Raw genomic sequence first — 25,522 nt, forward strand, 5'->3', positions numbered from 1 at the left:
AACCTGGAGACGCCGTCATGGCCCACGACAAGATGACTCCCGCCGAGATCGAAGACCGCATGTGGTCGGCGATCGAGAAAGGCCAGCACACCGGCATGCTGGGCATCAGCGGCGACGGACACCACTTCCAGCCGATGACCGGCTTCGTCGAGCGCGAGACCAACACGATCTGGTTCTACACCTACAAGGACACCGACCTGGCGGAAGCGGCGGCCCAGGGAATGGGCGGCGGCCAGGGCAGCTTCATCTTCCAGAGCCGGGACCTGTGGGCCTGCATCGACGGGCGGCTGACCACCGACTATGACCGCGAGCGCATCGACAAGTACTGGAACGCCCACGTGGCCGCCTGGTACCCGGAGGGCAAGGACGATCCGCGCCTCACCCTCCTGCGTCTCGACTGCGACGAAGCCGGGGTGTGGATCAGCGAAGGCGGACCGGTGAAGTACGCCATCGAAGTGGCCAAGGCGAACATGTCCAAGACCACGCCGGACATCGGCGAACGGCAGGACATCAACCTGCACTAGCCGTCCTTCACGGCGGATTGCGGCGACTTGGCGGCGCGGGACAGACGTTCCGCGCCGTCTGCGTTTCACAAAAGATGATTCGTCCAGACTCTCCACGGCCCCGTTGCGTAAGCTATAGTTAAGTCGACTATCCGACGCCCCCAAGAGCACTCAGAAGCTCGCCGTTGGCTGAGGACCACACAGTATTTTCGGGATTTTCCACCCAGACTTGCGAACAGTGTCGAGTTCACGACAGTATGAGACGAGGAGCGTCGATAACTTGAAACCCGAGCCCTACGGCCGCGTTTCTAGTCCCCGATGCAGAGGCCCGTCCCCGCGTTGCAGAATAGCCTGCTCGAAGCGCTGCCGCCTTCCGACTACGCGCTGATTGCTCCGCACCTGACTCAGGTGGAGCTTGAGCGCGGACGCCTGCTGTACGATCCGGGCGACGTGGTCGACGTCGTCTATTTCCCGCACGACGGCGTCATCTCCCTGATGACGCTGATGGAGAACGGCGCGGCGATCGAAAGCGCCACGATCGGGCCGGAAGGCGCGCTGGGCCTCATGGCCGCGGTCGCGCCGCGCCAGTCGCTCTCGCGCGTCATCGTTCAGACCCCGCTCAGGGCCGCTCGCATCAGCGCCGAGCGGCTTCACGAGGCCTGGGAGAGGAGCGCCAAGTTGCGCGACCTCGTGGACCGCCACACCGAGGCCCTGTTCGGCCATGCCATCCAGTCGGTCGCCTGCAACGCCCTGCACTCGGTGGAAGCCAGGTTCTGCCGGTGGCTGCTCACCTGCCACGACCGGATCTCGGCCGATACGGTGGCGCTGACCCAGGAATTCCTGGCCGACATGCTGGGCGTGCAACGGACGACCGTGACGGCGGTCGCCCGGCAGCTGCAGGAAAAAGGCCTGATCCGCTACCGCCGCGGCGTGGTGGACATCATGGATCGCGCGGGGCTCGAGGCCCAGGCGTGTGAGTGCTACGGCGTCATCCGCAAGACCTACAACCGGCTGTTGCCGCGGTAACGCCGCTCGTCCGGATTCTGATTGCGCGGGGCGGAAATTCCCTCTTCTCTGCATCCCATGGGGAGGTTCCCGCCGGGACCCCGGGATAACGTTTCGAAGAGAAGGCCTGATGACCCGCTTCACGCGCAAATTCCTGCTGTCCGCGACCGCAACCGCCGCCCTCGCCCTTTCGAGCCAGGCTCAGGCGGCCGACGGCCACGACCACACCTGCGCCGACCAAGCCTGCGAGACGGCGCTGCTGTTCGCCGACACGCCGAGCGCCTCCGGCGCCGCCGCCGCGACCTCGCTGGAGAGCCCGAAGTACGGAACGTGGGGCTTCGACCTGTCGGGCATGGACCGCTCGGTGAAGCCGGGCGACGACTTCTTCAAGTTCGCCAACGGCACCTGGGACAAGACCACCGAGATCCCATCGGACCGCGTGCGCTGGGGCAACTTCAACAAGCTGCGCGAGCTGTCGGACGCCCGCCTGCACGCCATCCTGGAGGAGGCCAAGGCCGGCAAGCTGCAGGACCCCGACGCGGCCAAGATCGCCGCCGGCTACGCCGCCTACATGGACGAGGCGCTGGCCGAGAAGCTGGACGCCAAGCCGATCGCGCCTGAGCTCGCCCAGATCCGCAAGATCAAGAGCCGCGACGAGTTCACCGCGCTGATGGGCAAGGCCAACACCACCGGCTTCAGCTCGATCCTGCCGGTGTTCATCTCGATCGACGCCAAGGCGCCCACCAAGTACGCGGTGATGTCGGGCACCGGCGGCCTGGGGATGCCGGACCGCGACTACTACCTGCAGGCCGCGTTCGCCGAGAAGAAGGCCAAGTACCAGGCCTATGTGCAGCAGCTGCTGACCATGATCGGCTGGCAGAACCCCGCCGACAGCGCCAAGGCGGTCGTCGACTTCGAGACGCGTCTGGCCGAGGCCTCCTGGACGCGCGTGGAGCGCCGGGACCGGGACAAGACGTACAATCCGATGACGCCGGCGGAGCTCGCCGCCTACACGCCGGGCTTCGACTGGAACCGGTACCTGGCCGCCACGGAGCTGCCGAAGGTCGACCGGGTCGTCGTGACCACCAACACCGCCTTCCCGAAGTTCGCCAAGGTCTATGGCGAGACGCCGCTGGAAACCCTCAAGGCCTGGCAGGCCTTCCACGTGGCCGACGGCGCAGCCCCGCTGCTGTCGAAGCGCTTCGTCGACGCCCACTTCGAGTTCCGTCAGAAGGAGCTCGCCGGCCAGCCGGAGCAACAGGCCCGCTGGAAGCGCGCGGCCCAGTTCATGGACCAGTCCATCGGCGAGTCCATCGGCCGCGTCTATGTCGCGCGCTACTTCACGCCGGATTCCAAGGCCAAGATGGACGACCTGGTGGCCAACATCCGCACCGCGATGCGCGAGCGCATCGAGAAGCTGGAATGGATGGGCCCGGAAACCAAGGCCCAGGCGCAGGACAAGCTGGCCAAGTTCACCGTCAAGATCGGCTATCCGGTGATGTGGCGCGACTACGCCAAGCTGGAGCTGAAGCCGAACGACCTCTATGGCAACGCGGTGCGGACCGGCGCCTTCCAGTGGCGGCGCAACGTGGCGCGCCTCGACCAGCCGGTCGACAAGCGCGAGTGGGGCATGACCCCGCAGACGGTCAATGCCTACTACAACTTCGCCAACAACGAGATCGTCTTCCCGGCGGCGATCCTCCAGCCGCCGTTCTTCGATCCCGACGCCGATCCGGCCATCAACTACGGCGGCATCGGCGGGGTGATCGGGCACGAGATCAGCCACGGCTTCGACGACCAGGGCCGCAAGTCCGACGGCGACGGCGTCCTGCGCGACTGGTGGACGGCCGAGGACAACGCCAAGTTCAAGGCTCAGGCCGACAAGCTGGGCGCCCAGTACTCGGCGTTCGAGCCCCTGCCCGGCTCCAAGCTGCAGGGCGGCTTGACCATGGGCGAGAACATCGGCGACCTCGGCGGGCTCTCGCTGGGCCTCGACGCCTACCACGCCTCGCTGAAGGGCAAGCCCGCGCCCGTGATCGACGGCCTCACCGGCGAGCAGCGCGTCTTCCTGGGCTGGGCGCAGGTCTGGCGTGAGAAGTACCGGGACGAGGCCCTGCGCCAGCAGGTCGTCACCGGCCCGCACTCGCCGGCGTATTATCGCGTCAACGGCACCATCCGGAACATCCCCGGCTGGTACGAGGCGTGGGACGTGAAGGCCGGCGACAAGCTCTATGTCGCGCCGGAAGACCGCGTCCGGATCTGGTGATCGCAAGGACGGGGGCGTTCGCCGCGACGAACGCCCCCTCTGCGTTGAAGCCGGTCATCGTTCCCGGTTAAGTGGGCGGGGGCGCCCTGCAGGACGGGACGGGATCATGCGCGCGTGGGTTTGCGCCAGACATCTGGCCGGAATGGCGGCCGCCGCCGGCCTGGCCGCATGCGAACAGCCGGCCTGGCTGACCGGCCGCGACCCTCTTCCGCCCCTCGCACCCTGGGCCGACGCCCTCGTCGGACGTCCGCTGACCGAGGTCTTCGCCCCGGCGCCGGCCGGCGCCTGCAGCGGCAACGTCGATCAGGTGGAGCAGAGGTATGGCGGCCAGCGCCCCGGCGCGCGCATCTCCGGCTGGGGCTGGGACGCCGCCGCGAAAGCGCCCCTGGCCCGAATCGTCGTGACCGGGCCGGACGGCCGAATCTCGGGCGGGGGCGAGAGCGGACGTGAGCGAAACGACGTGCCGGAGGCCCGACCGGAGGTCACCTCCCGGACCACCGGGTGGACGGCGCTGACCCGGACATCGGAGGGCGAGGCGCAGGCCTATGGCGTGCTGGCGGACGGCCGCCGCGCCTGTCACCTGGCCGGCGTCGCGCTTTGACGGCGTCCGCCTTCCCCGCCGCCGTTCCGGGCCGTCCGATGTGGCTGGCGGCCCTCGCCTTCGCCGGGCTGGCGACAGCGCTGATCTGCGTCCCTGCCTGGCCGGGGCACATGAACTACGACGGCCTCTACGCCTACGAGCGCTCGTTCGCGGGCATCGAGCACATGACCTGGCCTCCGACCCACACCTACCTTTTCTGGCTCAGCCGGAAGGCCGGTCTGGGCGTCGGCGGCCTGTTCGTCGCCCAGACCTTCCTGCTGTTCCTGGGCGCGGGTCTTTCGGCCAGCCTGCTGATCCGCAGCCGCCTTTGGGCGCTGGCGGCCATGGCCGCCTTCGCGACCGCCTTCGTCGCCGTGCCGCCGATGCTGGGCGTGGCGATGGCGCACTGGCGGGACGTGACGGTGGCGAGCTTCGCGCTGGCCAGTCTGGCGCTCTGGCTGCTGGCCGCCCACGCCCGGCGAGCCGCCCTGTTGCTGCCGGCGGCCCTGATGCTCGGGATGAGCGTCTCGCTGCGCTACAACGCCTTCCCGCTGTTTGCCTTGATCGCGCCCCTGATGATCTGGCGGCCCCTGCTCGAGCGGCGGCCCACCGTCGCCCTGCGGGCCTTCGCGACCCTGGCGCTCGTGCTCGGCGTCGGCCTCGCCTGGGCCTCGTGGCAGTGGCGCCTGCCCGATTTCAAGCGCATGCCCGCCGCCGGGACCCTCTACCAGATCCAGCTGTTCGACCTGCTGGGCGTCTCCGCCTGCACGGATCGTAACCTGCTGCCGCCGCAGGTGACCGCCGGCCGGCCGATCACCCCCGCCCAGATCCGCGAAGCCTACGATCCGCGCCACGTCCAGATGGCGCACGAACCCGGCGCGAGCGATCCGCCGGTGCTGAAGACCGACGGCGACGGGGCGGTGGGCCGGGCCTGGCGCGCAGCCATCCCTCGTCATCTCGGCTGCTACCTCGACCACCGGCGCATCGTCATGGTGGAGCAGCTGGGCATGGCCAAGCGCGATGTCTTCTATCCCGTGCACGGCGGCATCGACGCCAACGCGCGCGGGCTCGCGCTGGCCCGGCCCGACCTGTCGCGCAACGTGAGCGCCTATGTGCAGCGCAACGCGCCGGAGTACTGGCGTCGGCCTGCCTTGCTCTACGTCCTGGCGCTTGGCGTCGCCGGGCTGCTGGCGCTGCGCCGCGATCCGCGGGCGCTGCTGGCGCTGGCGCTGACCGGCGGCGCGGCGGCCAACCTGGCGTTGCTGTTCCTGATCGGACCGGCTGCCGACGCGCGCTACATCTTCCCGTCGAACGCCCTGTGCGCCCTGGTCATCGCGGCGGGCGTGGCCATGCTCATCGAAGGTCCGCCGACCCGGAAGGCCCGTCGATGACCGTGCGCGCCAGAACCGGAAAGACGTTGTCGCTGGTCGTGCCGATGCATGACGAGGCGGATGGCCTGGCCCTGCTGTTCGAACGGCTCGACTCTGCCACGACCGGGCTGGACGTCGCGGTGGAGATCGTCTGCGTGGACGACGGCAGCCGTGACGGCACACTGGCCGCGCTGCGCGATCGGGCCGCGGCCGACGAGCGGGTGCGGGTCGTGGCGCTGAGCCGCAACTTCGGGAAGGAGGCGGCGCTGACCGCCGGGCTCGACGCGGCGCGGGGCGACATGGTCGTGCCGCTCGACGCCGACCTTCAGGATCCGCCCGAACTGATCGCCGAGTTCCTGGCGCTGTGGGAACAGGGTTACGACGTGGTCTACGGCGTGCGCACCGACCGCTCCAGCGACAGCTTCACCAAGCGGCAGACCGCCTCGATCTTCTACCGCCTGTTCAACGGGCTCTCGGACTATCCGATCCCGGACAGCGCAGGCGACTTCCGGTTGATGGACCGCGCGGTCGTCGAGGCCCTGAAGCAGTTGCCCGAGCGCAACCGGTTCATGAAGGGCCTGTTCTCATGGGTCGGGTTCCGGCAGGCGGGGGTGCCATATGCGCGGCCGCCGCGGGCGGCGGGCGGAACCTCCTGGAGCTATCGCAAGCTGTTCCGTTTCGCTCTCGACGGGCTGACGGCGTTCACGACCGCGCCGCTGCGGGTGTGGACCGGCGTCGGAGTCGTCTCGGCCCTCCTGGCGGTGATCTGGGCGCTGGTGCTGATCGTGCGGGTGCTCGTGGTGGGCCGCGACGTGCCAGGCTACGCCTCGCTGATGGTCGTGATCCTGTTCGCGTTCGCGATCCAGATGATCGCCCTGGGCATCCTCGGCGAGTACGTGGGCCGCATGTACCAGGAGGTGAAGCAGCGTCCGACCTATCTCGTCCGCGAGCGGATCGGCTTTGGGGAAGACGCCTAGGTGGAACGCGCGATCTATGACCGGCTTCGGGAGATCGAGCAGGACCACTGGTGGTTCGAAGGCCGGCGCGCCGTCCTGACTTCCGAGATCGAACGCCTGAGCTTGCCCGCGGACGCACGCGTTCTGGAGGTCGGCTGCGGCGCGGGCGGCAACCTCGCCATGCTGCGGCGGTTCGGCGAGGTGTCGGCCGTCGAGCCGGACGGTCCGTCGCGCGAGTACGCGGCCGGGCGGGGCCTTGCGGAGGTGCGAGGCGGCCTGCTGCCCGACGGGCTGCCGGATTTCGGCGGGCCCTTCGACCTGGTCTGCGCCTTCGACGTGGTCGAGCACGTAGACGACGACGCGGGCGCGGTGCGGGCGATGGCCGCCCAGCTGAGAACCGGTGGCAGGCTGGTGATCACGGTGCCGGCCTACGCCTGGATGTGGAGCGCCCACGACGCGGCCCACCATCACAAGCGCCGCTATGTCCGGCCCGAGGTGCGCAATCTGATCCAGGCCGCCGGCCTGAAGGTGCGGCGGGTCACCCATTTCAACACCCTGCTGTTTCCGCCGATCGCGGCGATCCGGCTGGCCAAGGCGGCCCTGAAGCGCGACGGCGGGGACGACGAGGCGCTGCCGCCGCCCGCGCTCAACCGGTTGCTGGCCTCGATGTTCGCCGCCGAACGCGGTCTGCTGCGGGCGGTGGACCTGCCGTTCGGGGTCTCCATCCTGGCGGTGGCGGAGAGGCCGGCGTGAGGCCTGTGGCCCGCCAGGCGGTGGTGTTCGCCGCGGTGGGCGCGGCGGCGACGGGCGCCCATGTGGCCGCCGCCCTCGCGTTCCGACACCTGGCCGGCCTCGAGCCGCTCGCCGCCAACCTGCTGGCCTATCTCGCCGCCGTGGCTGTGTCTTATCTCGGCAACGCGCGGCTGACCTTCGGGCGACCGGCGCTGCAGGGCGGGCAGTTCCTGCGCTTCCTGGTCGTCTCGTTGTTCGGCCTGGGCGTGACCCAGGTCCTGACCTGGCTGCTGGTCGTCGAGGCCGGCTGGCCGTTCGCCGCGGGCCTCGCGGTCGTCGCGGTCGTCACGCCGGCCGCCACGTTCACCGCCTCTAAGCTGTGGGCTTTCGCGGGTCCCTACTCCAGCCGCTGATCGCGGGCGGCCTGCCACGAGCCCCGCTCGCCGTAAGGCTTGAGCCCGCCCTTCAGCAGGCATTCCCAGACCTCTTCGGCCGTCTCGGCGTAATCGAACAGCTTCAGGTCGTCGGTCGAGATCATCCCGGCCTCGGCCAGGGCTTCCAGGTTCATGACCCGGCGCCAGTAAGCCTCGTCGAAGAGCACGATGGGGATCGGCGGGGCCTTGCTGGTCTGGCGGAGCGTCAGGATCTCGAACAGCTCGTCGAAGGTGCCGAAGCCGCCCGGGAAGACGACGAGCGCATTGGCCCGCATCGCCAGGTGCATCTTGCGCATGGCGAAGTAGTGGAAGCGGAAGGTCAGCGCCGGCGTCGAGAACGCGTTGGGCTCCTGCTCGTGCGGCAGGGTGATGTTGAGGCCGATCGACGGCGCGCCGACGTCGGCCGCGCCACGGTTGGCGGCCTCCATGATGCCTGGCCCGCCGCCGGTGCAGATGACGTTGTTGCGCTCCGTGCCGCCGTCCAGGTAGGCGCCGCCCCGTTGTGACGCCAGCGCGCCGAAAGCCCGGGCGGCGGCGTACCAGCGCCGATGCGGCTCGGGCCCGTCCTCATGGATGCGGGCGCTGCCGAACACCACGATCGTGGACTTCACGCCCCAGGCCTTCATCGCCTCGTCGGCCTTGGCGAACTCGAGCAGGAAGCGGACCCCCCCGCATCGAGTCGCCGAGCAGGAAATCCTGGTCCAGCGCGGCCAGCCGATAGGTCGGCGAAGCGATCTGCGGGGCGTTTGAAGGGGTGTCGTCGGTCATCGCCGGAAAGTGTCAGGTCCGACGCGCGGCGTCGACGTTGGACTGGAGTTGTGCGTTGGTGGCCCATGCGCGTGTTCCTGGACTTCGAGGCCTCTTCGCTGAAGGACGGCGGCTTTCCGGTGGAGGTCGCCTGGGTGTTCGAGGACGGACGCGCCGAGAGCCACCTGATCCGCCCGGCGGACGGCTGGACGACGTGGGACGCCGAGGCCGAGGCGATCCACGGTCTGGGCCGCGACCAGCTCGCGGAGGAAGGGGCCGACCACCGCGACGTCGCCGCGCGGATGATCGACCAGTTGAGCGGCCACGCGCTGTACGTCACCGCGCCCTCGTGGGACGGCCAGTGGCTGAGCCTGCTGCTGCGCGCCGCCGGCCTGCCGCGCCATGCGCTGCGACTGCGCGACGCCGACGAGGCGCATCGCGAAGCGGCGCTGAACATCCTGAAGGTCCTGGGTGCGAAGCACTCGGACGAAGATGCGGACGGGCTGATCGCCCAGGCGCGCGCCCATGTGCTGCCCGAGACGCCGGCGCATCGCGCCCTGGCCGACGCGGAGGCGGAGCGTCGGGTCTGCCTGGAAGTGCAGCGGCTGGCGCGGGAAGCCGTCAGAGGCGGCTGACGGCCGTTGGTGCGGGCGGTCGGGCTCGAACCGACACTCCTTGCGGAACCGGATTTTGAGTCCGGCGCACCTGAACCATATATCTGATCTTCTTAGCATTTTCCACCCGTGGCCGTAAGCTGTGTAACGCAGTGTGCAAGTCCAGCCACCCCACAGGGTGAGCTGCCGTGGTCCTTGGGGGGCCGAAGGGGTACGTCAGCAGCAGAATCGCGGACAGCCAGAGCAAAGGGGGCGTCAGCTTCGCACCAACGCCGGCATGGTCGCAGCATTCCGGACGCGCCTATCACTGGGCCGCAGCAGCCCGGCGCTACCCGCGCCTCCACGTGGTACGCCTGGTTCAGTAGAGACTTGAACCTGCACCGCGGCAACTCCATGTTCCTGTTTTGGACCAGGGGGGCACCTCATGGGAAATCGAGAAGCGTCCGGCAAAGCCGCGGCAAGCGCCGCCGGCAAAGTTCTGCGTGATCCAAAGGCGTCCGCCGCCGCGAAGAGCGCAGCGGCCTCCACCCTTACGCAGCGCGCCAGCCAGCTCGAGGAGACAAGCCGGGCCGCCGCGAGCGCCGCCGGCAAGGTGTTGAGCAATCCGAGCGCCTCAGCGGCACAGAAGCGGGCTGCGGCATCGGCTCTGACGCAGCGGCGCAATCGGGGCCGCTGACCTCCGTCTGGCCATCGCCACGAAGTCGAGCGGCGACGCTCGTGCGAAGGCACCATCCAACGTCTGGCGATCAGGACTCACGCTAAGGTCGAGGCATGGAAGAAAAGCTCGTCGAGACCTTTATGGAAGCCCGCGTCGCCGAGACCGGACGCGATCGCGCCTATTGGCTCTCCAGAAGTTGGGTCGACCAGCACCGGCGCGGCGCGGTCGCCGCGGCGCCGATCGTAGTGTTGCCCTGGGAGGACGCCGAGGGCGACAAGATTCATTATCCGACCGCCGCGCCGGAGTTCGTGCAAATGCTGCGCGAGGCTTTCGGTCCCGACCTGACGATCGCCATCCCGACCCGTCCGGAGGACTACGCCGAGCTGGTGCTGCATTCGCGTGAATGGCGGCTCCCCAAGCTATTGATCGGCTTTGTCCTGGTCCCGCTGCTGGTCAATCTCCTCTCGGACAAAGTGGCAGAGCTCCTGCCCGGCTTCGAGGTGGGCGACACCATAGAGATGGATTTGATCGTCGAGGGAGAGAACCACCGGTGCTTGTCGGTGACCTACAAGGGACCTCCCGACGCCATTCCTGAGGTCGTGCTCAAGCAGATCGAGCGATGCGGCCACTATCTGACCGAAGCAAAAGGGGCGGCACGCAAGTGACGGCCATCGACGAGATGGCCGAGAGTCTGACCGCGCGCGCGGCAGCGCCGCATGGGCTGGCATGGCAAGCGCTCGCCGATCAGGTCCTCGCGATGGAGATCGATGACGCGCCGACAGACGAGGCCAAGAACCGCCTGTGGTTTCTTCGCCAGTACGTCGCAATGGTAAGGGCCTATGTGGCGGCCTTCGAGGAAATGCGCGATCGGCGCTATTATCCCGCGTGGTGCCAACTGGAGCAGGTAGAGATCGGGCTAAAGGCGCTCCTTACCAACCGCTTCTACGATCCGTCGCGGTTCGACGTCCCTGGTCTCGTGAGCCGTATTGCCGCCTGGCAGGAGCTCTTTCCCTACGGGGTCTTTATCAGTCCGGGGATGCGGGTGCGGCGCGCGACCTGCTCAATCTGCGGCGCGGCGAACACCATCGACATCCACTGCGGGCATCGACCGGGCCGTGTGTACGCTGGCCGCTTCTGCGCACGTCGATTGGAAGAGGTGGAGCTGCGGGAGGTCTCCGTCGTCCTCAAGCCAGTGCAAAAGTACTCGGTGCTGTTTGCCGACGTGGACAATCCCGATCGCTACACGCTCGTCGGCAGCGTCGTGGAGATGGTTGGCGAGCCTTTTGCGCATTGGCGCGCCCATTGGACTTTCGCGTACCATCCCCACAGGCTTTTCGCTCATGTTCCGCCCAGCGGCCCCTGTCCCTGCGGCGGCGGCGGGCTCTACGAGACCTGTTGCGCGCCCCGCCCCGGCGTCCGGCGGCCGCACCTTGATATTGAGCTAGAGCGTCCGCCGCCGGCTGACTGGCGCGGAGCTCGTTTGCACGGCTATTCCGAGGAGCAGCTGGCGCGCCTTGAGAACGCCGGGGCCTCCTTGCCGTGAACGGTCAGGTCTGAACGCATGCTGCCGGACCTCACGCGCTATGACCGCTGGAAGTTAATCACGGCCAAGAATGTCAGGCTGAAACGCCTATGGCCGTGGGGCCTTTCCATTCAGCGCATCTTGGCGCCCAAGGAGCGGGGGCCCGCGCCAGTGCGGCAGCTCGTTGTGGCTTCCGATTTCGGCGGCGAGCACAAGTCTGCGACCCACATCCTCTATGTCTACCTCGTCGTCGCCACGGGCCTCGAAGACTGGACGACGCGCATGGCCGCCCTTCGTCATGAGACGCTTGGCGACCGAACGATGGCCTATAAGAAGCTTGGCGACGGAGTGCGCCAGGCCGCCCTCCCGGCCTTCTTGAGCGCGGCTGCCGACCTCGATGGGCACCTCGTAGCCATCGCCGTGGACAAGCGCCAGAAATGGCTGTCGACCCAGCCTGGCATGGCCGACGAGCTACGCCGGGTGTTCCAGCTGCAATGCTCCTGGAATCCGCGGGCCTTGGAGGCCCTCATGCGCAAGGCGCACTTCCTTGCGCTGCTGCTGTCCGTCTGGGCGCCTGCTGGAGCGCACGTGACCTGGCTTACGGATCAGGACGAATTTGTCGCCAACGATAAGCGGCATGACGACGCCCTGCTCGCCGCAGGTCGATTGTCATCGATGTACCTCGATCAACCGATGGGCATCTTCGCCCTCAACACGACGGCTCAGGACTCCGCGCGTCGGCACTTCGAGGATTTGTGCAGCGTCGCCGACCTCATGGCCGGGCTGCTCTCCGACGCTCGCGCTGGTCTGCCCTCGGAGGCGAATTGGGCGGTCGAGGAGCGGCGGGTTGTGGGGCCCGATCTGCCGCTCAAGGCCCAAGTGCTGTTGGATTGGTTCGCTGATCGCGGCATGCGCCTGCGAAAGACCCTGATTTCGATCGATTACCTCGGAGCACAGTCGATGGTCCGCGAACTCTGGACCGAATCTGACTTGATCCCGGAGCCGCCTAAGGAGGGCCGCGCCCTGTCGGTCTAGCCCGAGCGCGCCTTGTGCGGCAGCCTGCCCAACTCCGAAGCTCCCTCGCGCAAGCATGCGTAGGGTTCGCCTAGCCCTGAGCGACACGCTTGGAGGTCAGCTCACGAAGAAGAGGAAGAGCGAGAGGAAGAGGAAGAGCGAGAGGAAGAGGAAGAAAACGATGAAGATCATCATCGTGGGCGTGAACTTGGGACGATGCGGCCTAAGCGGGCTCGCAAGGTCAGACTTGCATGGCCAGGACTGTTACGAAACCTAGGACTTTGCGAACATTATCCGAGGATTTATAACATCTCCATGGAACCGAGAGGCCACCGTCAACGCGCCATCGAAGTCGCCCGCGCGCAAGGGATCGCCCGGGGATCGGACTTCGATGCAGCCGGCGTGCCGCGCATGTATCTCAAACGCCTCACCGAAGACGGCGTGCTGATGCAAGTGGGACGTGGACTCTATCGCCTGGCCGACTCCCCCCTCGGACGCGGCCTCCAGCCTGGCCGAGGCCGTGCGGATCCAGCCCCGCGGCGTGATCGGCCTGCTCTCGGCCCTGCAGTTCCACGACCTTACGACCCAGACGCCCCATGCGGTCTGGATGCTGCTCGGCCCCAAGGACTGGGCGCCCACCAGCGCGCCGGTGCAGATCCGGGTGATCCGCGCCAGCGGCCGCGCGCTCAGCGAGGGCGTCGAGCGCCACGAGATCGACCAGGTGCCGGTGCCGATCACCTCGCCCGCGAAGACGGTCGTCGACTGCTTCAAGTACCGCAACAAGATCGGTCTCGATGTGGCCGTGGAGGCGCTGCGCGACCTCGTGCGGCGCGCCGATCGCAAGCCGCCCATCGCCGAGCTCTGGCGCTTCGCCGAGATCGATCGCGTCCAGACCGTGATGCGCCCCTACCTCGAGGCGCTGACGTGAACGACAAGCCCAAGGACATGGCCGTCTCCGCGCGCGCCCGCCTGACCAACCGGGCCCGCGAGCGCAAGGAGAACGCCCAGCTGCTGATGACCCGCTACGTCATCGAGCGGCTCCTGTGGCGCCTCAGCGTCTCGCCCTACCGGCAGCTCTTCGTGCTGAAGGGCGCCATGCTCTTCAGCCTCTGGGCGCCCACGCCCTACCGGGCCACCGGCGACCTGGACCTCCTGGGCTTCGGCAACAACGACCCCGACCAGGTCGCCGGCCTCTTCCGGGAAGTCATGGCCATCGCGGCGGACGACGGGATCGTCTTCAAGCCGGACACCGTGGTCGCGGCGGCCGCGCGCGCCGAGGACGAGTACGCCGGGGTTCGCCTCGACTTCCAGGCCGAGCTCGCGGGCGCGCGACTACCGATCCATGTGGACATCGGCTTCGGCGACGCGATCACCCCGGGCGCCCAGGACATCGAGTATCCGTCCCTGCTCGACCTGCCGCCGCCGAAGCTTCGCGCCTACCCGCCGGAGACGGTGGTGGCCGAGAAGTTCCAGGCCATGACGGCGCTTGGCATGGTCAATTCGCGGATGAAGGACTTCTTCGATCTGTGGGCCATCGCCAACACCTTCGCCTTCGAAGGCACGGTTCTGGCCGACGCCATCGCCGCCACCTTCGCGCGCCGCGAGACGCCGCTGCCCACGGAGCCGCCCCTGGCGCTGACGGCGGCCTTCGCGGACGCCAAGCAGGCCCAGTGGACGGCGTTCCTGAAGCGGACCGAAATCTCGCTCGCGCCCGAGCCCTTTCCGGAGATTCAGGCCCAAATCGTTGAACTCGTGATGCCGCCGACGCTCAGCGCCTCCAAGGGTGAGCCGTTCGGGGCCCACTGGCCCGCCGGCGGCGGTTGGACAACGTGAAGTGCCGGCCGGCCGACCAGCGCAACGGTTGGTAAAGTATCGTTAGCCATAGTCGCCTGGCGCGCGAGCGCGCGGGGCTCCGCCGCAGGCGCTCCCCGACGCCGAGTAAGGACACCGCATGGCGGAAACGCAGATCGAATGGACCGACGCCACCTGGAACCCAGTGGCTGGCTGCTCCATCATCACGGCCGGCTGCACCAACTGCTACGCCATGGAGATGGCGCGCCGGCTCGAAGCCATGGGCGCCCCGAAGTACCAGGGCCTGACGCGTCGCAGTGGCGGCCGTACGATCTGGAACGGCGTGGTGCGGGAAGATGCGGCCGCGCTGGAGATTCCCTACACCTGGAAGAAGCCGCGTAAGATCTTCGTCAATTCAATGAGCGACCTCTTCCACGAGGCGGTCAGCGACGACTTCATCCTGTCGGTCTGGCGCGTGATGCGCGATACGCCGCACCACAACTACCAGATCCTCACGAAGCGGCCGGAGCGGATGGCGGAGGTCGTCGCGCGTCGCGTTCCCGATGTCTTGCCCAACGTCTGGCTCGGGACGAGCGTCGAGGACGCCCCGGCGCGGGGACGCATCGATCACCTTCGGCGCGCGCCGGCCGCCATCCGCTTCATCTCGTTCGAGCCGCTGATCGGCGCGGTGGGCGAGCTCGATCTGACCGGAATCCACTGGGCGATTGTTGGCGGCGAAAGCGGCCGCGCGGCCCGTCCGATCCGCGAGGCGTGGATTGACGAAATCTACGAACAGTGCGGCGACTATGGTACAGCTTTCTTCTTCAAGCAGTGGGGAACTTGGGGGAAGGACAACAAGCGGCGCTCGAAGAAGGCCAATGGCCGCGAGTACCGGGGGCGGACCTGGAACGAGATGCCGGTCACCGCGGACCTTTGAGCGCATAGACGCGGCGCGGCGGCGCCGGGAGCGATAGGTGGTCACCAAGGCTTATGCGTGGGCGGACGGCGCGCCGCTCGACGATCACACCGAGCGGAAGCACAAGATCCTGCGGGAGTATTTCTTCCGTTACATCACGGTGCGCTGTCAGATCCCGCTGCAGACTAAGTTCCGGCTTGCGGTCGTGGACGGCTTCTCGGGCGCGGGGCGGTATCGGTGCGGCAGCCCCGGCTCCCCGATCATCTTCATCGAGGAGCTGCAGCGCGCGCTCGAGGCCGTGAACCTACAGCGCGCCGTGCAGGGGCTCGGTCCGGTCGAGATCGAGTGCCTGCTGATCTTCAACGACGCGAAGCGGGACGTCACCGAACTGCTTAAGGCGCACTGCGCGCCCGTCGTGGCCGCCGCCAAGGAGACCTGCCCGAAGCTGCACTTGCAGGTCGGCTACATGTCCGAGGATTTCGAGGCGGCCTATCCGGCCATCCGGGATCTCGTCGCCGAAGGCCGCTACCGAAACGTCCTGTTCAACCTTGACCAGTGCGGTCATTCCGCCGTCGAGCGGGGAACGCTGGTCAACATCATGCGAGCCACGCCGTCGGCCGAGATCTTCTACACCTTCGCCATCGAGTCGCTGCTGGCCTTCCTGAGTCGGACCGATCCGGCGCTGCTGGAAACACAGGTGCGGCCGCTGGGGCTCTCCGCGGCGGACTTCCAGGGCTTCTCGGGGCCGGTCAGCAACCACGTCTGGTTGGGCGCGGCCGAACGGGTGGTTTTCGAGACGTTCAAGGGCTGTGCGCCGTTCGTGAGCCCGTTCTCGATCCACAATCCCGAGGGTTGGCGCTACTGGCTCGTTCACTTCGCCAACAACTACCGGGCGCGGCAGGTCTACAACGACGTGCTGCACGCCAATAGCAGCGAGCAGGCGCATTTCGGCCGCTCCGGCCTGAACATGCTGGCGTACGACCCGGCGCGCGACGGCGCGCTCTATCTCTTCGACACCGGCGGCCGCGGCGGCGCCAGGACCGAACTCCTGGCGGACATCCCACGCCTCGTGGCGGGTGCCGGCGACGTGATGAACGTCGGGGAGTTCTACGAGTCGATCTACAATGCGACCCCGGCGCATACCGACGACATCCACGCGGCTATGATCGAGAGCGACGAGCTTGAGATCATCACACCCACCGGCGGCGAGCGGCGCAAGCCGAACACGATCACCATCGGCGACACGCTGCGCCTGAAGAATCAGCGCACCTTCTTCCCCCTCTTCATCAAATCGGAAGGGCCGTCGGGCGACCACTGAACGACGGCAGCCAGCCTGAACACCCTCGCGCATCATCTGGCCCATCCCGAGATCACGATCGAGGCCCATACCAAGGCCCGCCAGATCGAACTGGCCCAAGCCCTGCCGCCGACCCGGGTCTATCTCGACACCAAGTTCTGGCTCATTGCGCGGGACGTCGTCCGGGGCGTCCGGACCGAGGCCGTCGATGTCGCGTTCGTCGACCGCCTGGCCGCACGGGTCGCCGCGCGCGAGGTGTTCTGCCCGATCAGCGAGACGGTGTTCCTCGAACTGATGAAGCAGTCCGACCGCACGTCGCGCCGCGCGACGGCGGAGTTGGTCGATGCGTGGAGCGCCCGCGCCACCTTGATCCCGGCCCAGACGCGCATCGCGACCGAGATCGCCCACTTCTTCCACGCCGTGCGCTATCCGGGCCACGTGCATCCGCTGGACGACCTGGTCTGGTCAAAGCTCAGCTACGTGATGGGGTTCGTGCATCCGTCGAAGACGCCTTTCGACGCCGCGACCGAACTTGCCCTGCAGAAGGCGTTTCTGGATCACATGTGGGACCGGCCGCTGGTCGAAATCGTCGACCACCTGGCCGGCGTGGACGCCGACGCCTTCGACATCGACCACGTCGCGCTGGCCCAAACCCTGAACGACGGCGTGGCGGCGCATGCGCACACCATCGACGGCTTCTCGGCGGCCTATGAGGAAGAGGTGCGCGGCGTCGTCGATCTGCTGGGCGACGTGGCGCTCGACGTCATGGCCGGCATGGCCGCGAAGGAAGGGATCGCCGGGCCGCTGCCGGCCGACCGGCCGGGCCAGGTTAACATGCTCAAGAACCTGCTGGTGGCCATGCTGAAGGCCCCCCGAACCTCGGCGCACCCTCCGGACGGCGCATGTGCTGGCGACGCTGCATGCCGCCGTGCGCGCCAACAAGGGCCGGAAGTTCAAGCCCAACGACCTGCCGGATTTCGATCACGCGGCCGCCGCCGTGGGCTATTGCGACGCCTTCTTCACCGATCACAAGCTCTGCAAGCTGCTCACGCTTCCGCCGGTTGGGCTCGACACCGCCTTCGTTTGTCGGGTGATGTCGGATGTCGGCGATGCGGTCGACTGGCTAGGCGTCCTGCCGCACGCCGACCGCACGCCCAAGGACAGCGCGGCCAGGGCCTGACGTCAGCCCTCGATCGCGGAGCCGGCGAGTGCGGAGGCGTCGAGCTCCACGAGGTTTTCCGGGTTGATCACCACGTGCAGGCCGTGCCGCGCGGCGAGGTCCTCGGCGTAGTCCTGCAGGTCCGCCACCGCCGGGCGCACGTCGAGCGGATCGAAGCTCGTCGACCGATACTCCTCAGTGTGGTCCGCGGCGGCCTTGAGCGTCACATTGAGCGCGTAGCTGACCGACGCTCCGGCCAGGCTGGCCGTGTTGATGTAGATGGCGTTCACGGGCTCGGCCGGCTCGCCGATGTCGCGTCTGTCGAAGGCGAACCAGGCGGTGGGGGGCGTCGCTGGAGAGGTCGGCCGCCAGGGCCACGCCGCGCGCCTCCCATAGGTCCTGCAGCGAAAAGGCGCCGCCGGGCGGTACGCCGGCCAAGGCCAAGAGCCGCTCCCAGGCTTCCAGGGCGCGGCTCCAGGCCGGGAGCAGCTGGAGATAGGGACCGTCTAGCCTTGAGCTCATCGGCAGGGTGACGGCCGCCGCTACGGACATCGACGGCGTCAGGACGATCACGCCGTCGCCGCGCGCCAGATAGCCAAGGCCGCGGAGCAACTGGATCCAGGCGCGCAAGGTCCGAGGCGTCGAGTCGAAGCTGGCCGTCGTGTTGAAGGTGGCGGCGCCGGCGCTCAGCTTCAGCGTGAAATCGGGATGGCGGATGAGCAGCCAGGTTCCTTCGCCCGCCGACGCCGGCAAGCCGGCGAGCATCTCCGTGTCGAACACTGCGGCCGGCGACAAGCCCGCCCCCTCGAATGGACACCGTGCAGCGGCCGACGCTCGGCGGTTCGATGCGCAACTCCTCGAGACCGTCCAGCACCGCGCCCACATAAGGCAGCCGAATGCCGAACCGCGTGTCGAAGGCCCGTAGCTGCTCCGGCTTGAGCGGCCGAAGACCGAGGACGACGTCACTGAGGTGATCGGCGCTTTCGACCCAGAACAGCGCTTCGGCCTCAAGGCCGCCGTCTTCGTAGCCAAGCTCTTCGAGCTGGCGCTGCTTTTCGATCCCGTAGGCCGCCCGGTCCTCCCCGCAGGCGCGCCGCAACGCCTCGGCGAGGCCTTCGGGCGACGGGGCGAACCGCACGCCGAATTTGGCAGGGTCGAAGGTCAGGGTGAGATTGTTTAGGTCGGATCGACCTTGAGCGTGGGCGGTCCGCAGCCGATGCAGGACCCGTTCAAGGGCGGGGCCCAGCAGGTGGATGAGGTAGCCGGTGCGTGCTTCGCCGTCGGGGGTCAGGCGAAGCACGACGACGAAGGAGGGACGAGGGTCCTTGGCCAATCGCTCAACGGCTGAGAGGCTCAGCTTCACCGGGCCGCCTCGCGCCGTGGATTTCAGCTGCGCGAGGCAGGCGGTCGGCAATCGCGCGTCGAGGGGCCGGTGTCGGGGCCCGACATCGGGAACTCGACGACAAAGTCCCAGCCCGTTCGGTCCCGGTTGCTCTTGTTGCAAGTCAGGCCGGCGCGGACGCACAGATGGGCGAAGAGGGTCTCGCCGGCTTCGCCCAGCTCATCCGATGTCAGTTCCTGCGACATGCCCCAAGCTAGCTGGCCGCAGGGTCGACCGCCTAGGCCCTCGGCGAACGCGGCGCGCCATGGCGCGCCGCGGTCGAGTAGCTGAAGGACTTGTTCAATGTCCCTCCCGGCCATAAATGCCAGTGGCCGTCTGCCTAGCCGTGCTCAGCGACCCCGATCCAATCCCCGCTCGCGCCCGACCGACCGGGCCAGTTCGTCAGCCAGCCCGCGCTGCGGTCCGCTCCGGTCGATGCCAAGTTCGCTCCGCCGACGCGCCAGCGCCTGCCGCAGCTCAGGATCCCGATGCAGCTGCGTCGCGAGGCGATGGAAGTCGCGCTCGACAGCCCGGCGAGCGAAAATGTCGCCACCGGCCTTTGCCGATCGGCTCTTTGCGTCAGTCCAATCGGCGATGAACCGGTCGGCGCGCCGCGTGATCGGATCCGTGCCGCTGACGCCGCGACGCGCCGCGAAGCCGTCGCTGTAGTCGAGCGTGGTGTCCTTGGGCCGCTCGCGGCTGAGCGTCGCCGCCAGCTCCGAGCGGCTGCGGAAGTCTTCACGTGCATAGTGCAGCGTCGCCTCGGAGCGATGCCGCGTCATCCCGACGTAGGTGGCGTGTCGATCGAGGCCGCTCGTCGCCAACAGGTGCGTCCGGTCGACGGTGACGCCCTGGCTCTTGTGGATGGTGGCGGCGTAGCCGTGATCGACGTGGGCGTATTCATGCGTCGAGAAGGCGACCTGGCGTGCGCCCGGCCCGTCGAGACGCACCGAAATCGTGCTGCCCTCCACGCGCTCGACCACGCCGAGGGAGCCGTTCTTCACGCCAAGGGAGCGCTCGTTGCGCAGGAACATGATCCGGTCGCCAGCGGCGAACGCCCGCTCGCCGCGCTCTGTTTGCACGACCTGGTCTTCGCCGAGGCGGCCGCTGTCCCTGAGCCGCTGCCGCGCGAGACCGTTCAGTTCGGCGACGTCGGTCCGGGTGTGCGCCAGCATGATCTGTCGGTCCGCTGGGTTGGCGAGCCGCGCCTCATTCCACTGCTCGACGAGGCCGGCGCGCGCATCAGCTCGCGTGGCGTGCTCGACCACCGACCCTTGCGCCGCGTAGCGATCAAGCGCCTGCGAGGTCCGGCCCGTGGCGAACTCCCGCGTCGCCTGCCGCTGCCAATCAGCAGTCTGCCGGCGGACCTCCGTGATCTCCGCGGCGCCATGCCGTTCGGCCAGTGCGCGGAAGGCCGCGCCGGCCTCAATAGCCTGCAACTGCTCGACGTCGCCGACCAGGACGACCTTGGCGCCCGCCTGCTCCGCATGCCCGAGCACGCGCTCCATCTGCCGGGAACCCACCATGCCGGCTTCGTCGATCACCAGCACGTCGTTCGGGCCCAGCCGGTCCCGGTCGTTCGCCCAGCTGTGTTCGAGGCTGGCAAGCGTTCGCGACCTGATGCCGGAGCTGCCTTCCAGGCTCTCGGCCGCGATGCCAGAGAGCGCCGCGCCGCGGACGTTCAGGCCGTCGGCTTCCCACGCCTCGCGCGCCGCGCCGAGCATGGCGCTCTTGCCGGAGCCGGCGTAGCCGACGACCAGCGAGAGATCGCCGCCGCCGGTGACATGCGCCAAGGCCTCGGACTGCTCCCGCCCGAGGGTGGCGGCGCGCCCGCCATCTTCTTGCGGGCGGACCGCAAGATCCTTGCGGGTGGCGAGCCGTTCGGCGGCGTCTTCCAGCCGCTGTTCGACAGCTAGCATCTCCCGCGTGGTGAAACGCTCGCGACCCCCGCCGTCCTTGCCGAGGGCCACTATCTCCGGCGACGTCCGCATCGCCGAAAGCGCGCGCTGGAACTGCTCGGCGTCATCCGTGTGCCGGTGCGCGAAGCGCATCAGGTCGTGGTCGGTGAAGGTGCTCTGCTGGCGGGTGATGGCGTTCAGCCCGACCGACGGGTTCGCCGCCAGGACCTCGCCGTTGCGACGCGCGATCTCGCGATGCTCGGCGAGCCGCTCCGCCGCCTCGCCGCGGTCCCCACGGCCGGACGCGGCGGCGCCGATCTTGTTCTGCGGCTCGAGGTCGATCCCCTGGTCCTTCAGGCTGCGGTGATCGATGGCGGCGTCAATGTCGAGTTCGGCGAGGCGCGCATTCACATGCTCGGCCCAGGCCTCGCGCCAGTGCGAGAGCAGCTCGGTGCGGTTCCAGTCCCGCGCCTTCTGCCCAAACCCGTCGCCTTCCACCTGGCGCATCGAGAGCATGACGTGGGCGTGCGGCTTGGGCGTGCCGTCCTCCGCCATGTCCCAATGCACATTGAGGTCGGCGACCATGCCGCGATCGACGAACTCGCGCTGCACGAAGTCACGCGCCAGGCGCACGCCTTCGGCCTGATTCATCTCGCGGGGAATGGCGAACTCGACCTCGCGGGCGAGCTGCGCATCCTTGCGCGCTTCGCCGGCCTCGACCGCGTTCCAGAGCGTTTCGCGATCGCGCCACTGCTCCGGTGCGCCGTCCGGCAGCATGACCTCGGAATGGACGACGCCGGCCTTGTTGCTGAAGTCGTGCGGGCGGGCGAGCCGCTCGTCGTTCAGGCGCGACGCCGAACGGTACGCAGCGGCGGCCACCGCGCTGGAGCCGTTGGCGCGGCTGATCACCTTCGCCGAGAAGTGATAGATCGCCATGACGGCGTCACTCCGCAGCCGACGTCGGTCACGACGTATAAGCGCGCACTCAGACCTGCGGCCGTTCGTGACTGGCGGGGCATTGCAGCATCGCCCACTTGGCGGACGAACTCAACCTGAGCTAGCATGTTGTCGGGGGCGCATCCGCTTGAAGGAGCGTACCTGCATGCGCAAACCTCGCGACATCGACGCCGAACTGAAGGCTCTGGCTGACAAGGCGAAGGGCCTGAAGGCGCGGAAGATCACCCAGCTCGGCGAGCTCGTCGCCGCCACCGGCGCCGACAGCCTCGACATCGACCCTTGGCCGGCGTCCTGCTCAGCGCCGCCGAAGAGAAAGACGCGTCCGCGAAGGAGGCGTGGCGCCGCAAGGGCGCGGCCTTCTTTCAACGCGCACGCCGGAGCGGCGCGTCGCGCAACGGATCTGAGGAACACGCTCGGGGCGCTCCGTAGCAACGCCGCCGCCGTTCGGCGGGCGGAAGCCTACCGGGCGCGCACAGACACGCGGAGCTGGGTCGTGGAAAGACGCGAACGCACCCATCGGCTGATCGAACTCGGCGGCCTGGTCCAGAAGTCAGGCCTGGCCGATGCCGTGGACGACGACCGGGCGACACTCTACGGCGCTCTGTTGGCGCTCGCTGAGACGCTGTCTCCGGCCGACCGCCAGGCCACGCTAGCGCTCTGGCGCCGTCGTGGGCAGCGGGCCTTCGAGGCCGAGCAGGACGCGAAGAAGGCGGCGGCCGACGCACCGGCGGTGTCGCCGTGATCGGCCGCTACATTCTCTGCGTCGTCTTCGTCATCTGGGGCTTGGTCCTCGGCCAGATTGCGGGCGGCCTCGCGGGCTGGTTCATCGACGAGGTGATGGGGGCCGGCGACATCTGGCGGCGCGTGTCGATCTTCTGCGGCAGTCTCCTCGGCGGCGTCATCGCCTTCGGCAACTGGCGCCTCCGCTACGAACGTGTGAACGACACCGTGCACGGCTCGGCGCAGTTCGCGTCGGACAAGCGCGTCCGCCAGACCCTGCGGCGCGACCGCGGCCTCATCGTTGGCCGCGAAAACCGGCGCGGCGGCGGGCTCCTACGCCACGATGCGCCGGGGCATCTGCTCACCATCGCGCCCACCCGGTCAGGCAAGGGCGTGGGCGCGATCATCCCCAATCTGCTGGCCTGCGATCGCTCTGTCTTCTGCCTCGACCCGAAGGGCGAGAACACTGGCGTCACCTACGACCGGCGCCGCCAGTTCGGTCCCGTCCATGTGCTCGACCCGTTCGGGGTCACGGGCATGCCACAGGCCCGCTACAATCCGATGGACGTTCTCGATCCCGATAACCCGGACCTCGCCGAAGACGCCGCCGTTCTGGCAGACGCGCTCGTCTACGATCCGCCGGCGCATCTCGGCGAAGCGCACTGGAACGAAGAGGCCAAGGCGCTGATCGCCGGCTTGATGCTGCACGTGGCCTGCAGCCGCCCGAAGCCGGAGCGCACGCTGGCGACCGTTCGCGACCTGTTAAGCGGCAGCCCCGACGAGTTCGACGCGACGCTGGCCGAAATGCAGAAGAGCACGAGCGCTGGCGGCCTCGTCCGCCGCGCCGCCAACCGCCACCTGTCAAAGAGCGACCGCGAGGCGGCGGGCGTGCTCTCGTCGGCGCAGCGGCACACCCACTTCCTCGACAGCGCCCGGCTGAACGCCGCCATGGCGGGCAGCGACTTCCGCTTCTCAGACCTGAAAACCTCCTGGTGCACCGTGTTCCTGGTGCTGCCGCCGGACCGCATCGACACCTACGCCCGGTGGCTCCGGCTGCTGGTGGCGCAGGGCCTGCGCGAACTGGCGCGCACGCCGGCCGAGGAAGGACCGCCGGTGCTCTTCCTGCTGGACGAGTTCGCCACGCTCGGACGGCTCGAGCCCATCGAGCGCGCGTTCGGCCTGATGGCCGGCTATGGCGTCCAGCTCTGGCCGATCCTGCAGGACATGCATCAGCTGTGGGCGCCTATGGCGAGCGCGCCGGCACCTTCCTCTCCAACGCCAGTCTGCTGCAGGTCTTCAACGTCGCCGACTACGACACCGCCGAGTGGATCTCGAAGTCGCTGGGCGCCACCACCGTGGCGTATGAGACGTCCGGCACATCCGTCTCGCGCGCCCCAAACCAGTTCTTCAGCACCCATGGGTCGTCGACCAGCACGCACCTGGCCCGCCGCGAGCTGATGACCCCCGACGAGGTGATGCGCCTGCATCCGTCGCTGGAAATCCTGCTGCGGCCCGGCGAGGCGCCGGTCGTGGCGCAGAAGGTCCGCTACTACGCCGACCCGGAGTTCCAGGGCCTGTTCACGGTGGCGACGCCTCAGACGCGGGCGATGCGGATCGCCGCGCGGGCGGCCGACGCGCCGCAGCTTTCGGAGCCGGAGCCTTCGCCGACGGCGCCGGGCCTGGCCGCCTCGGCCCGGCCGCCGGACGCGCCGCCGCCTTCCTGACGTTCACCGCGGCGGCGTCGATCGTGCCGGCGATGTGCGAGGCGTAGAACTTCTCGATCATCTCCACGCTGGTGCGGCAGTTCTTCGCGATCTGGTAGATGTCGGCGCCTTCCATCAGCCGCAGGCAGATGTAGGTGTGCCGCAGGCTGTAGGCGGTCCGGACATTGCCCTCCCGGTCGTGCTTGAGATCGAGCTCCGCCAGGACGGCGTTGAAGAGCTGCCGCTGCACCTTTCCGAAGATCAGGTCGGCCTGGGCCGGCGCGCCGCGCTTGGCCAGCCGCTCGAAGGGCAGCACCGCGCCCGGCATGCTCTTGCAGAAGCCGACCCCACGCTTCCCCCGCACCTCGATCTGCAGGATGCGTTCACCGCTGCCGGTATCGGAGATGACGCTGACGTCCCTGAACTGCAGCCGCGAGGCCTCGTCGGGCCTGAGGCCGGTGTTCGCCATGAACAGAACGTAGTCGTGCAGCTTCTCCGATTGCGCCCGCCAGCGTTCTTTCCTGGGCGTCCGGGCCCGCTCCCGCGTGGCCTCGTAAAGCCGCTTGTATTCCTCGGGCGAGAACCAGGCCCGGTGCGAGATCTTGCCGGACTGGCGGTAGGGGGCGCTCATGTCCGGCAAGGCATGGATCCAGCCCTGCCGGTTCGCCCACTTCAGGATCTGCCGAAGCGTCACCAACTCCTGGTGCAGGGTGCTCTTGGCCGGCGGCCGCCACGCCTTGGCCGCGTCGCCGTCCGGCGGGGTCATGCGGCTGACGCGGTAGGCCTGGATGCGGCCCGCGGTCATGCGGTGCAGCGGCGCCCTTCCGAAGAAGGGCTCCAGCCGCAGGCGCACGTGTCGGGCCTTGCCCTCCACATAGACGGCGTTGCGCTCGCCGAAGGTCAGGACCTGGTACTCGGCGAGGAATCCCTCGGCGGCCTCCTTGAAGGTGTGGCTCCGCCCACGCGGGGCCGGCAGGCGTGCTTGGCGCAAGCGAGCTTCCTCGGCGGCGACGATCTCGCCGCCGCGACTGCGGACCCGATGCTCCGTGTAGACGTCCATGTACCAGTCGCGGGCGAAGTCCATGGCCGCCGCGAGGTTCTCCTCTCGGGTGGACTGGCGATGGTTGCGGCTGCCGAGGTAGGTCGAGCACTGCCAGTACCGGCTGTTGGCCCGCCGGTAGACATGGACCTTCCCGTCCAGGAGCGTGTGTTGCTCCTCATCGGCCATTGCGCGCCTCCTGCTGGTCGCGCGCCCCCTGCCCAGTCCCATCATCGCCTGATGGGTGCGTTCGGCAAGAG

25 protein-coding genes and 3 pseudogenes are annotated in these 25,522 nt (G+C 68.4%); 22 read left to right on the plus strand and 6 right to left on the minus strand.

All coding sequences use genetic code 11. The features are described 5' to 3' along the window. The first annotated feature begins 17 nt into the window (after positions 1–17). The 8 genes from LRS10_RS01985 to LRS10_RS02020 all read left to right on the plus strand — a co-directional run bounded on the left by LRS10_RS01985 (position 18) and on the right by LRS10_RS02020 (position 7,825). Complete coding sequence (locus LRS10_RS01985; RefSeq protein WP_257835792.1) at positions 18–524, plus strand: pyridoxamine 5'-phosphate oxidase family protein; 507 nt, start codon at positions 18–20, stop codon at positions 522–524. Between the two features lie 318 nt (positions 525–842). After that, complete coding sequence (locus LRS10_RS01990) at positions 843–1,529, plus strand: Crp/Fnr family transcriptional regulator (RefSeq protein ID WP_257835793.1); 687 nt, start codon at positions 843–845, stop codon at positions 1,527–1,529. Between the two features lie 109 nt (positions 1,530–1,638). After that, on the plus strand, positions 1,639–3,774 hold the full coding sequence (locus LRS10_RS01995; RefSeq protein WP_257835794.1) for a M13 family metallopeptidase: 2,136 nt from the start codon (positions 1,639–1,641) through the stop codon (positions 3,772–3,774). A 106-nt stretch (positions 3,775–3,880) separates the two neighbouring features. After that, positions 3,881–4,375: a hypothetical protein gene (locus tag LRS10_RS02000; protein ID WP_257835795.1), complete on the plus strand. Its 495-nt coding sequence runs from the start codon at positions 3,881–3,883 to the stop codon at positions 4,373–4,375. Next, positions 4,372–5,745 carry a hypothetical protein gene (locus LRS10_RS02005; RefSeq protein WP_257835796.1) on the plus strand — a complete coding sequence of 458 codons (1,374 nt, stop codon included), beginning with the start codon at positions 4,372–4,374 and terminating at the stop codon, positions 5,743–5,745. The genes LRS10_RS02000 and LRS10_RS02005 overlap by 4 nt, the downstream gene beginning before the upstream one ends. Continuing rightward, the gene (locus LRS10_RS02010; RefSeq protein ID WP_257835797.1) at positions 5,742–6,701 is read left to right on the plus strand and encodes a glycosyltransferase family 2 protein; all 960 of its coding nucleotides are present in this window, start codon (positions 5,742–5,744) and stop codon (positions 6,699–6,701) included. Before LRS10_RS02005 ends, LRS10_RS02010 begins: the two co-directional genes overlap by 4 nt. Next, entirely contained in the window at positions 6,702–7,433 is a 732-nt protein-coding gene (locus LRS10_RS02015; protein ID WP_257835798.1) for a bifunctional 2-polyprenyl-6-hydroxyphenol methylase/3-demethylubiquinol 3-O-methyltransferase UbiG, read from the plus strand. Then, a complete protein-coding gene (locus LRS10_RS02020) occupies positions 7,430–7,825 on the plus strand; it encodes a GtrA family protein (protein ID WP_257835799.1) in 396 nt (131 codons plus the stop codon). Before LRS10_RS02015 ends, LRS10_RS02020 begins: the two co-directional genes overlap by 4 nt. Here LRS10_RS02020 and LRS10_RS02025 read toward each other — a convergent pair. Beyond that, a pseudogene (locus LRS10_RS02025) lies at positions 7,810–8,614 on the minus strand (TIGR00730 family Rossman fold protein). The gene LRS10_RS02020 and the pseudogene LRS10_RS02025 overlap by 16 nt on opposite strands. Positions 8,615–8,679: 65 nt before the next feature. Between LRS10_RS02025 and LRS10_RS02030 the strand changes: the two are divergent. The 9 genes and pseudogenes from LRS10_RS02030 (at position 8,680) to LRS10_RS02065 (ending at position 16,426) form a co-directional block, all read left to right on the plus strand. Further along, positions 8,680–9,228 (plus strand): hypothetical protein, encoded by a 549-nt coding sequence (locus LRS10_RS02030; protein WP_257835800.1) that lies wholly within the window; start codon positions 8,680–8,682, stop codon positions 9,226–9,228. 750 nt (positions 9,229–9,978) lie between these two features. Beyond that, a complete protein-coding gene (locus tag LRS10_RS02035) occupies positions 9,979–10,530 on the plus strand; it encodes a hypothetical protein (protein ID WP_257835801.1) in 552 nt (183 codons plus the stop codon). After that, complete coding sequence (locus LRS10_RS02040) at positions 10,527–11,408, plus strand: hypothetical protein (protein WP_257835802.1); 882 nt, start codon at positions 10,527–10,529, stop codon at positions 11,406–11,408. The genes LRS10_RS02035 and LRS10_RS02040 overlap by 4 nt, the downstream gene beginning before the upstream one ends. Positions 11,409–11,426: 18 nt before the next feature. Continuing rightward, entirely contained in the window at positions 11,427–12,422 is a 996-nt protein-coding gene (locus LRS10_RS02045; RefSeq protein ID WP_257835803.1) for a hypothetical protein, read from the plus strand. A 294-nt stretch (positions 12,423–12,716) separates the two neighbouring features. After that, a pseudogene (locus LRS10_RS24810) lies at positions 12,717–12,821 on the plus strand (transcriptional regulator); the annotation flags it as partial. A 40-nt stretch (positions 12,822–12,861) separates the two neighbouring features. Continuing rightward, a complete protein-coding gene (locus tag LRS10_RS02050) occupies positions 12,862–13,329 on the plus strand; it encodes a type IV toxin-antitoxin system AbiEi family antitoxin (RefSeq protein WP_257835804.1) in 468 nt (155 codons plus the stop codon). Beyond that, positions 13,326–14,234 (plus strand): nucleotidyl transferase AbiEii/AbiGii toxin family protein, encoded by a 909-nt coding sequence (locus tag LRS10_RS02055; RefSeq protein ID WP_257835805.1) that lies wholly within the window; start codon positions 13,326–13,328, stop codon positions 14,232–14,234. The genes LRS10_RS02050 and LRS10_RS02055 overlap by 4 nt, the downstream gene beginning before the upstream one ends. Positions 14,235–14,352: 118 nt before the next feature. Further along, positions 14,353–15,129 carry a DUF5131 family protein gene (locus LRS10_RS02060; RefSeq protein ID WP_257835806.1) on the plus strand — a complete coding sequence of 259 codons (777 nt, stop codon included), beginning with the start codon at positions 14,353–14,355 and terminating at the stop codon, positions 15,127–15,129. Between the two features lie 37 nt (positions 15,130–15,166). Continuing rightward, positions 15,167–16,426 carry a three-Cys-motif partner protein TcmP gene (locus LRS10_RS02065; protein ID WP_257835807.1) on the plus strand — a complete coding sequence of 420 codons (1,260 nt, stop codon included), beginning with the start codon at positions 15,167–15,169 and terminating at the stop codon, positions 16,424–16,426. Positions 16,427–16,870: 444 nt separating this feature from the next. Here LRS10_RS02065 and LRS10_RS02070 read toward each other — a convergent pair whose 3' ends face one another. Next, positions 16,871–17,293: a hypothetical protein gene (locus LRS10_RS02070; protein WP_257835808.1), complete on the minus strand. Its 423-nt coding sequence runs from the start codon at positions 17,291–17,293 to the stop codon at positions 16,871–16,873. A 16-nt stretch (positions 17,294–17,309) separates the two neighbouring features. On the opposite strand from LRS10_RS02070, the gene LRS10_RS02075 reads away from it, so the two are divergent. Beyond that, a complete protein-coding gene (locus LRS10_RS02075) occupies positions 17,310–17,585 on the plus strand; it encodes a hypothetical protein (protein ID WP_257835809.1) in 276 nt (91 codons plus the stop codon). Positions 17,586–17,587: 2 nt separating this feature from the next. On the opposite strand, the gene LRS10_RS02080 is transcribed toward LRS10_RS02075, so the two are convergent. Both LRS10_RS02080 and LRS10_RS02085 read right to left on the minus strand, forming a co-directional pair. Beyond that, positions 17,588–17,791 carry a hypothetical protein gene (locus LRS10_RS02080; protein WP_257835810.1) on the minus strand — a complete coding sequence of 68 codons (204 nt, stop codon included), beginning with the start codon at positions 17,789–17,791 and terminating at the stop codon, positions 17,588–17,590. After that, a complete protein-coding gene (locus tag LRS10_RS02085; RefSeq protein WP_257835811.1) occupies positions 17,760–18,359 on the minus strand; it encodes a hypothetical protein in 600 nt (199 codons plus the stop codon). Before LRS10_RS02085 ends, LRS10_RS02080 begins: the two co-directional genes overlap by 32 nt. A gap of 175 nt (positions 18,360–18,534) precedes the next feature. On the opposite strand from LRS10_RS02085, the gene LRS10_RS02090 reads away from it, so the two are divergent. Beyond that, complete coding sequence (locus LRS10_RS02090) at positions 18,535–18,744, plus strand: hypothetical protein (protein WP_257835812.1); 210 nt, start codon at positions 18,535–18,537, stop codon at positions 18,742–18,744. A 551-nt stretch (positions 18,745–19,295) separates the two neighbouring features. Here the strand turns inward: LRS10_RS02090 and traA are convergent. Continuing rightward, complete coding sequence (traA, locus tag LRS10_RS02095; protein ID WP_257835813.1) at positions 19,296–21,779, minus strand: Ti-type conjugative transfer relaxase TraA; 2,484 nt, start codon at positions 21,777–21,779, stop codon at positions 19,296–19,298. 300 nt (positions 21,780–22,079) lie between these two features. On the opposite strand from traA, the gene traD reads away from it, so the two are divergent. The 3 genes and pseudogenes from traD to LRS10_RS02110 all read left to right on the plus strand — a co-directional run. Beyond that, complete coding sequence (traD, locus tag LRS10_RS02100) at positions 22,080–22,229, plus strand: conjugal transfer protein TraD (RefSeq protein ID WP_257835814.1); 150 nt, start codon at positions 22,080–22,082, stop codon at positions 22,227–22,229. A 64-nt stretch (positions 22,230–22,293) separates the two neighbouring features. Next, positions 22,294–22,542, plus strand: a complete 249-nt coding sequence (locus LRS10_RS02105) for a conjugal transfer protein TraD (protein WP_257835815.1) — start codon at positions 22,294–22,296, stop codon at positions 22,540–22,542. Positions 22,543–22,637: 95 nt separating this feature from the next. Further along, positions 22,638–24,034: pseudogene (locus LRS10_RS02110) on the plus strand (TraM recognition domain-containing protein); the annotation flags it as partial. A 64-nt stretch (positions 24,035–24,098) separates the two neighbouring features. Here LRS10_RS02110 and LRS10_RS02115 read toward each other — a convergent pair. Next, positions 24,099–25,451: a site-specific integrase gene (locus tag LRS10_RS02115; RefSeq protein ID WP_257835816.1), complete on the minus strand. Its 1,353-nt coding sequence runs from the start codon at positions 25,449–25,451 to the stop codon at positions 24,099–24,101. Between the last annotated feature and the right edge of the window lie 71 nt (positions 25,452–25,522).

Source organism: Phenylobacterium sp. J426, from assembly GCF_024699945.1.
GTDB lineage: Bacteria > Pseudomonadota > Alphaproteobacteria > Caulobacterales > Caulobacteraceae > Phenylobacterium.

Bases quoted from the DNA above. Each gene is read 5' to 3' on its own strand.
- LRS10_RS02010 (WP_257835797.1), top strand. From the start codon at position 5,742: ATGACCGTGCGCGCCAGAACCGGAAAGACGTTGTCGCTGGTCGTGCCG.
- LRS10_RS01985 (WP_257835792.1), top strand. From the start codon at position 18: ATGGCCCACGACAAGATGACTCCCGCCGAGATCGAAGACCGCATGTGG.
- LRS10_RS02035 (WP_257835801.1), top strand. From the start codon at position 9,979: ATGGAAGAAAAGCTCGTCGAGACCTTTATGGAAGCCCGCGTCGCCGAG.
- LRS10_RS02115 (WP_257835816.1), bottom strand. From the start codon at position 25,451: ATGGCCGATGAGGAGCAACACACGCTCCTGGACGGGAAGGTCCATGTC.
- LRS10_RS02045 (WP_257835803.1), top strand. From the start codon at position 11,427: ATGCTGCCGGACCTCACGCGCTATGACCGCTGGAAGTTAATCACGGCC.
- traA (WP_257835813.1), bottom strand. From the start codon at position 21,779: ATGGCGATCTATCACTTCTCGGCGAAGGTGATCAGCCGCGCCAACGGC.
- LRS10_RS01995 (WP_257835794.1), top strand. From the start codon at position 1,639: ATGACCCGCTTCACGCGCAAATTCCTGCTGTCCGCGACCGCAACCGCC.
- LRS10_RS02060 (WP_257835806.1), top strand. From the start codon at position 14,353: ATGGCGGAAACGCAGATCGAATGGACCGACGCCACCTGGAACCCAGTG.
- LRS10_RS02000 (WP_257835795.1), top strand. From the start codon at position 3,881: ATGCGCGCGTGGGTTTGCGCCAGACATCTGGCCGGAATGGCGGCCGCC.
- LRS10_RS02030 (WP_257835800.1), top strand. From the start codon at position 8,680: ATGCGCGTGTTCCTGGACTTCGAGGCCTCTTCGCTGAAGGACGGCGGC.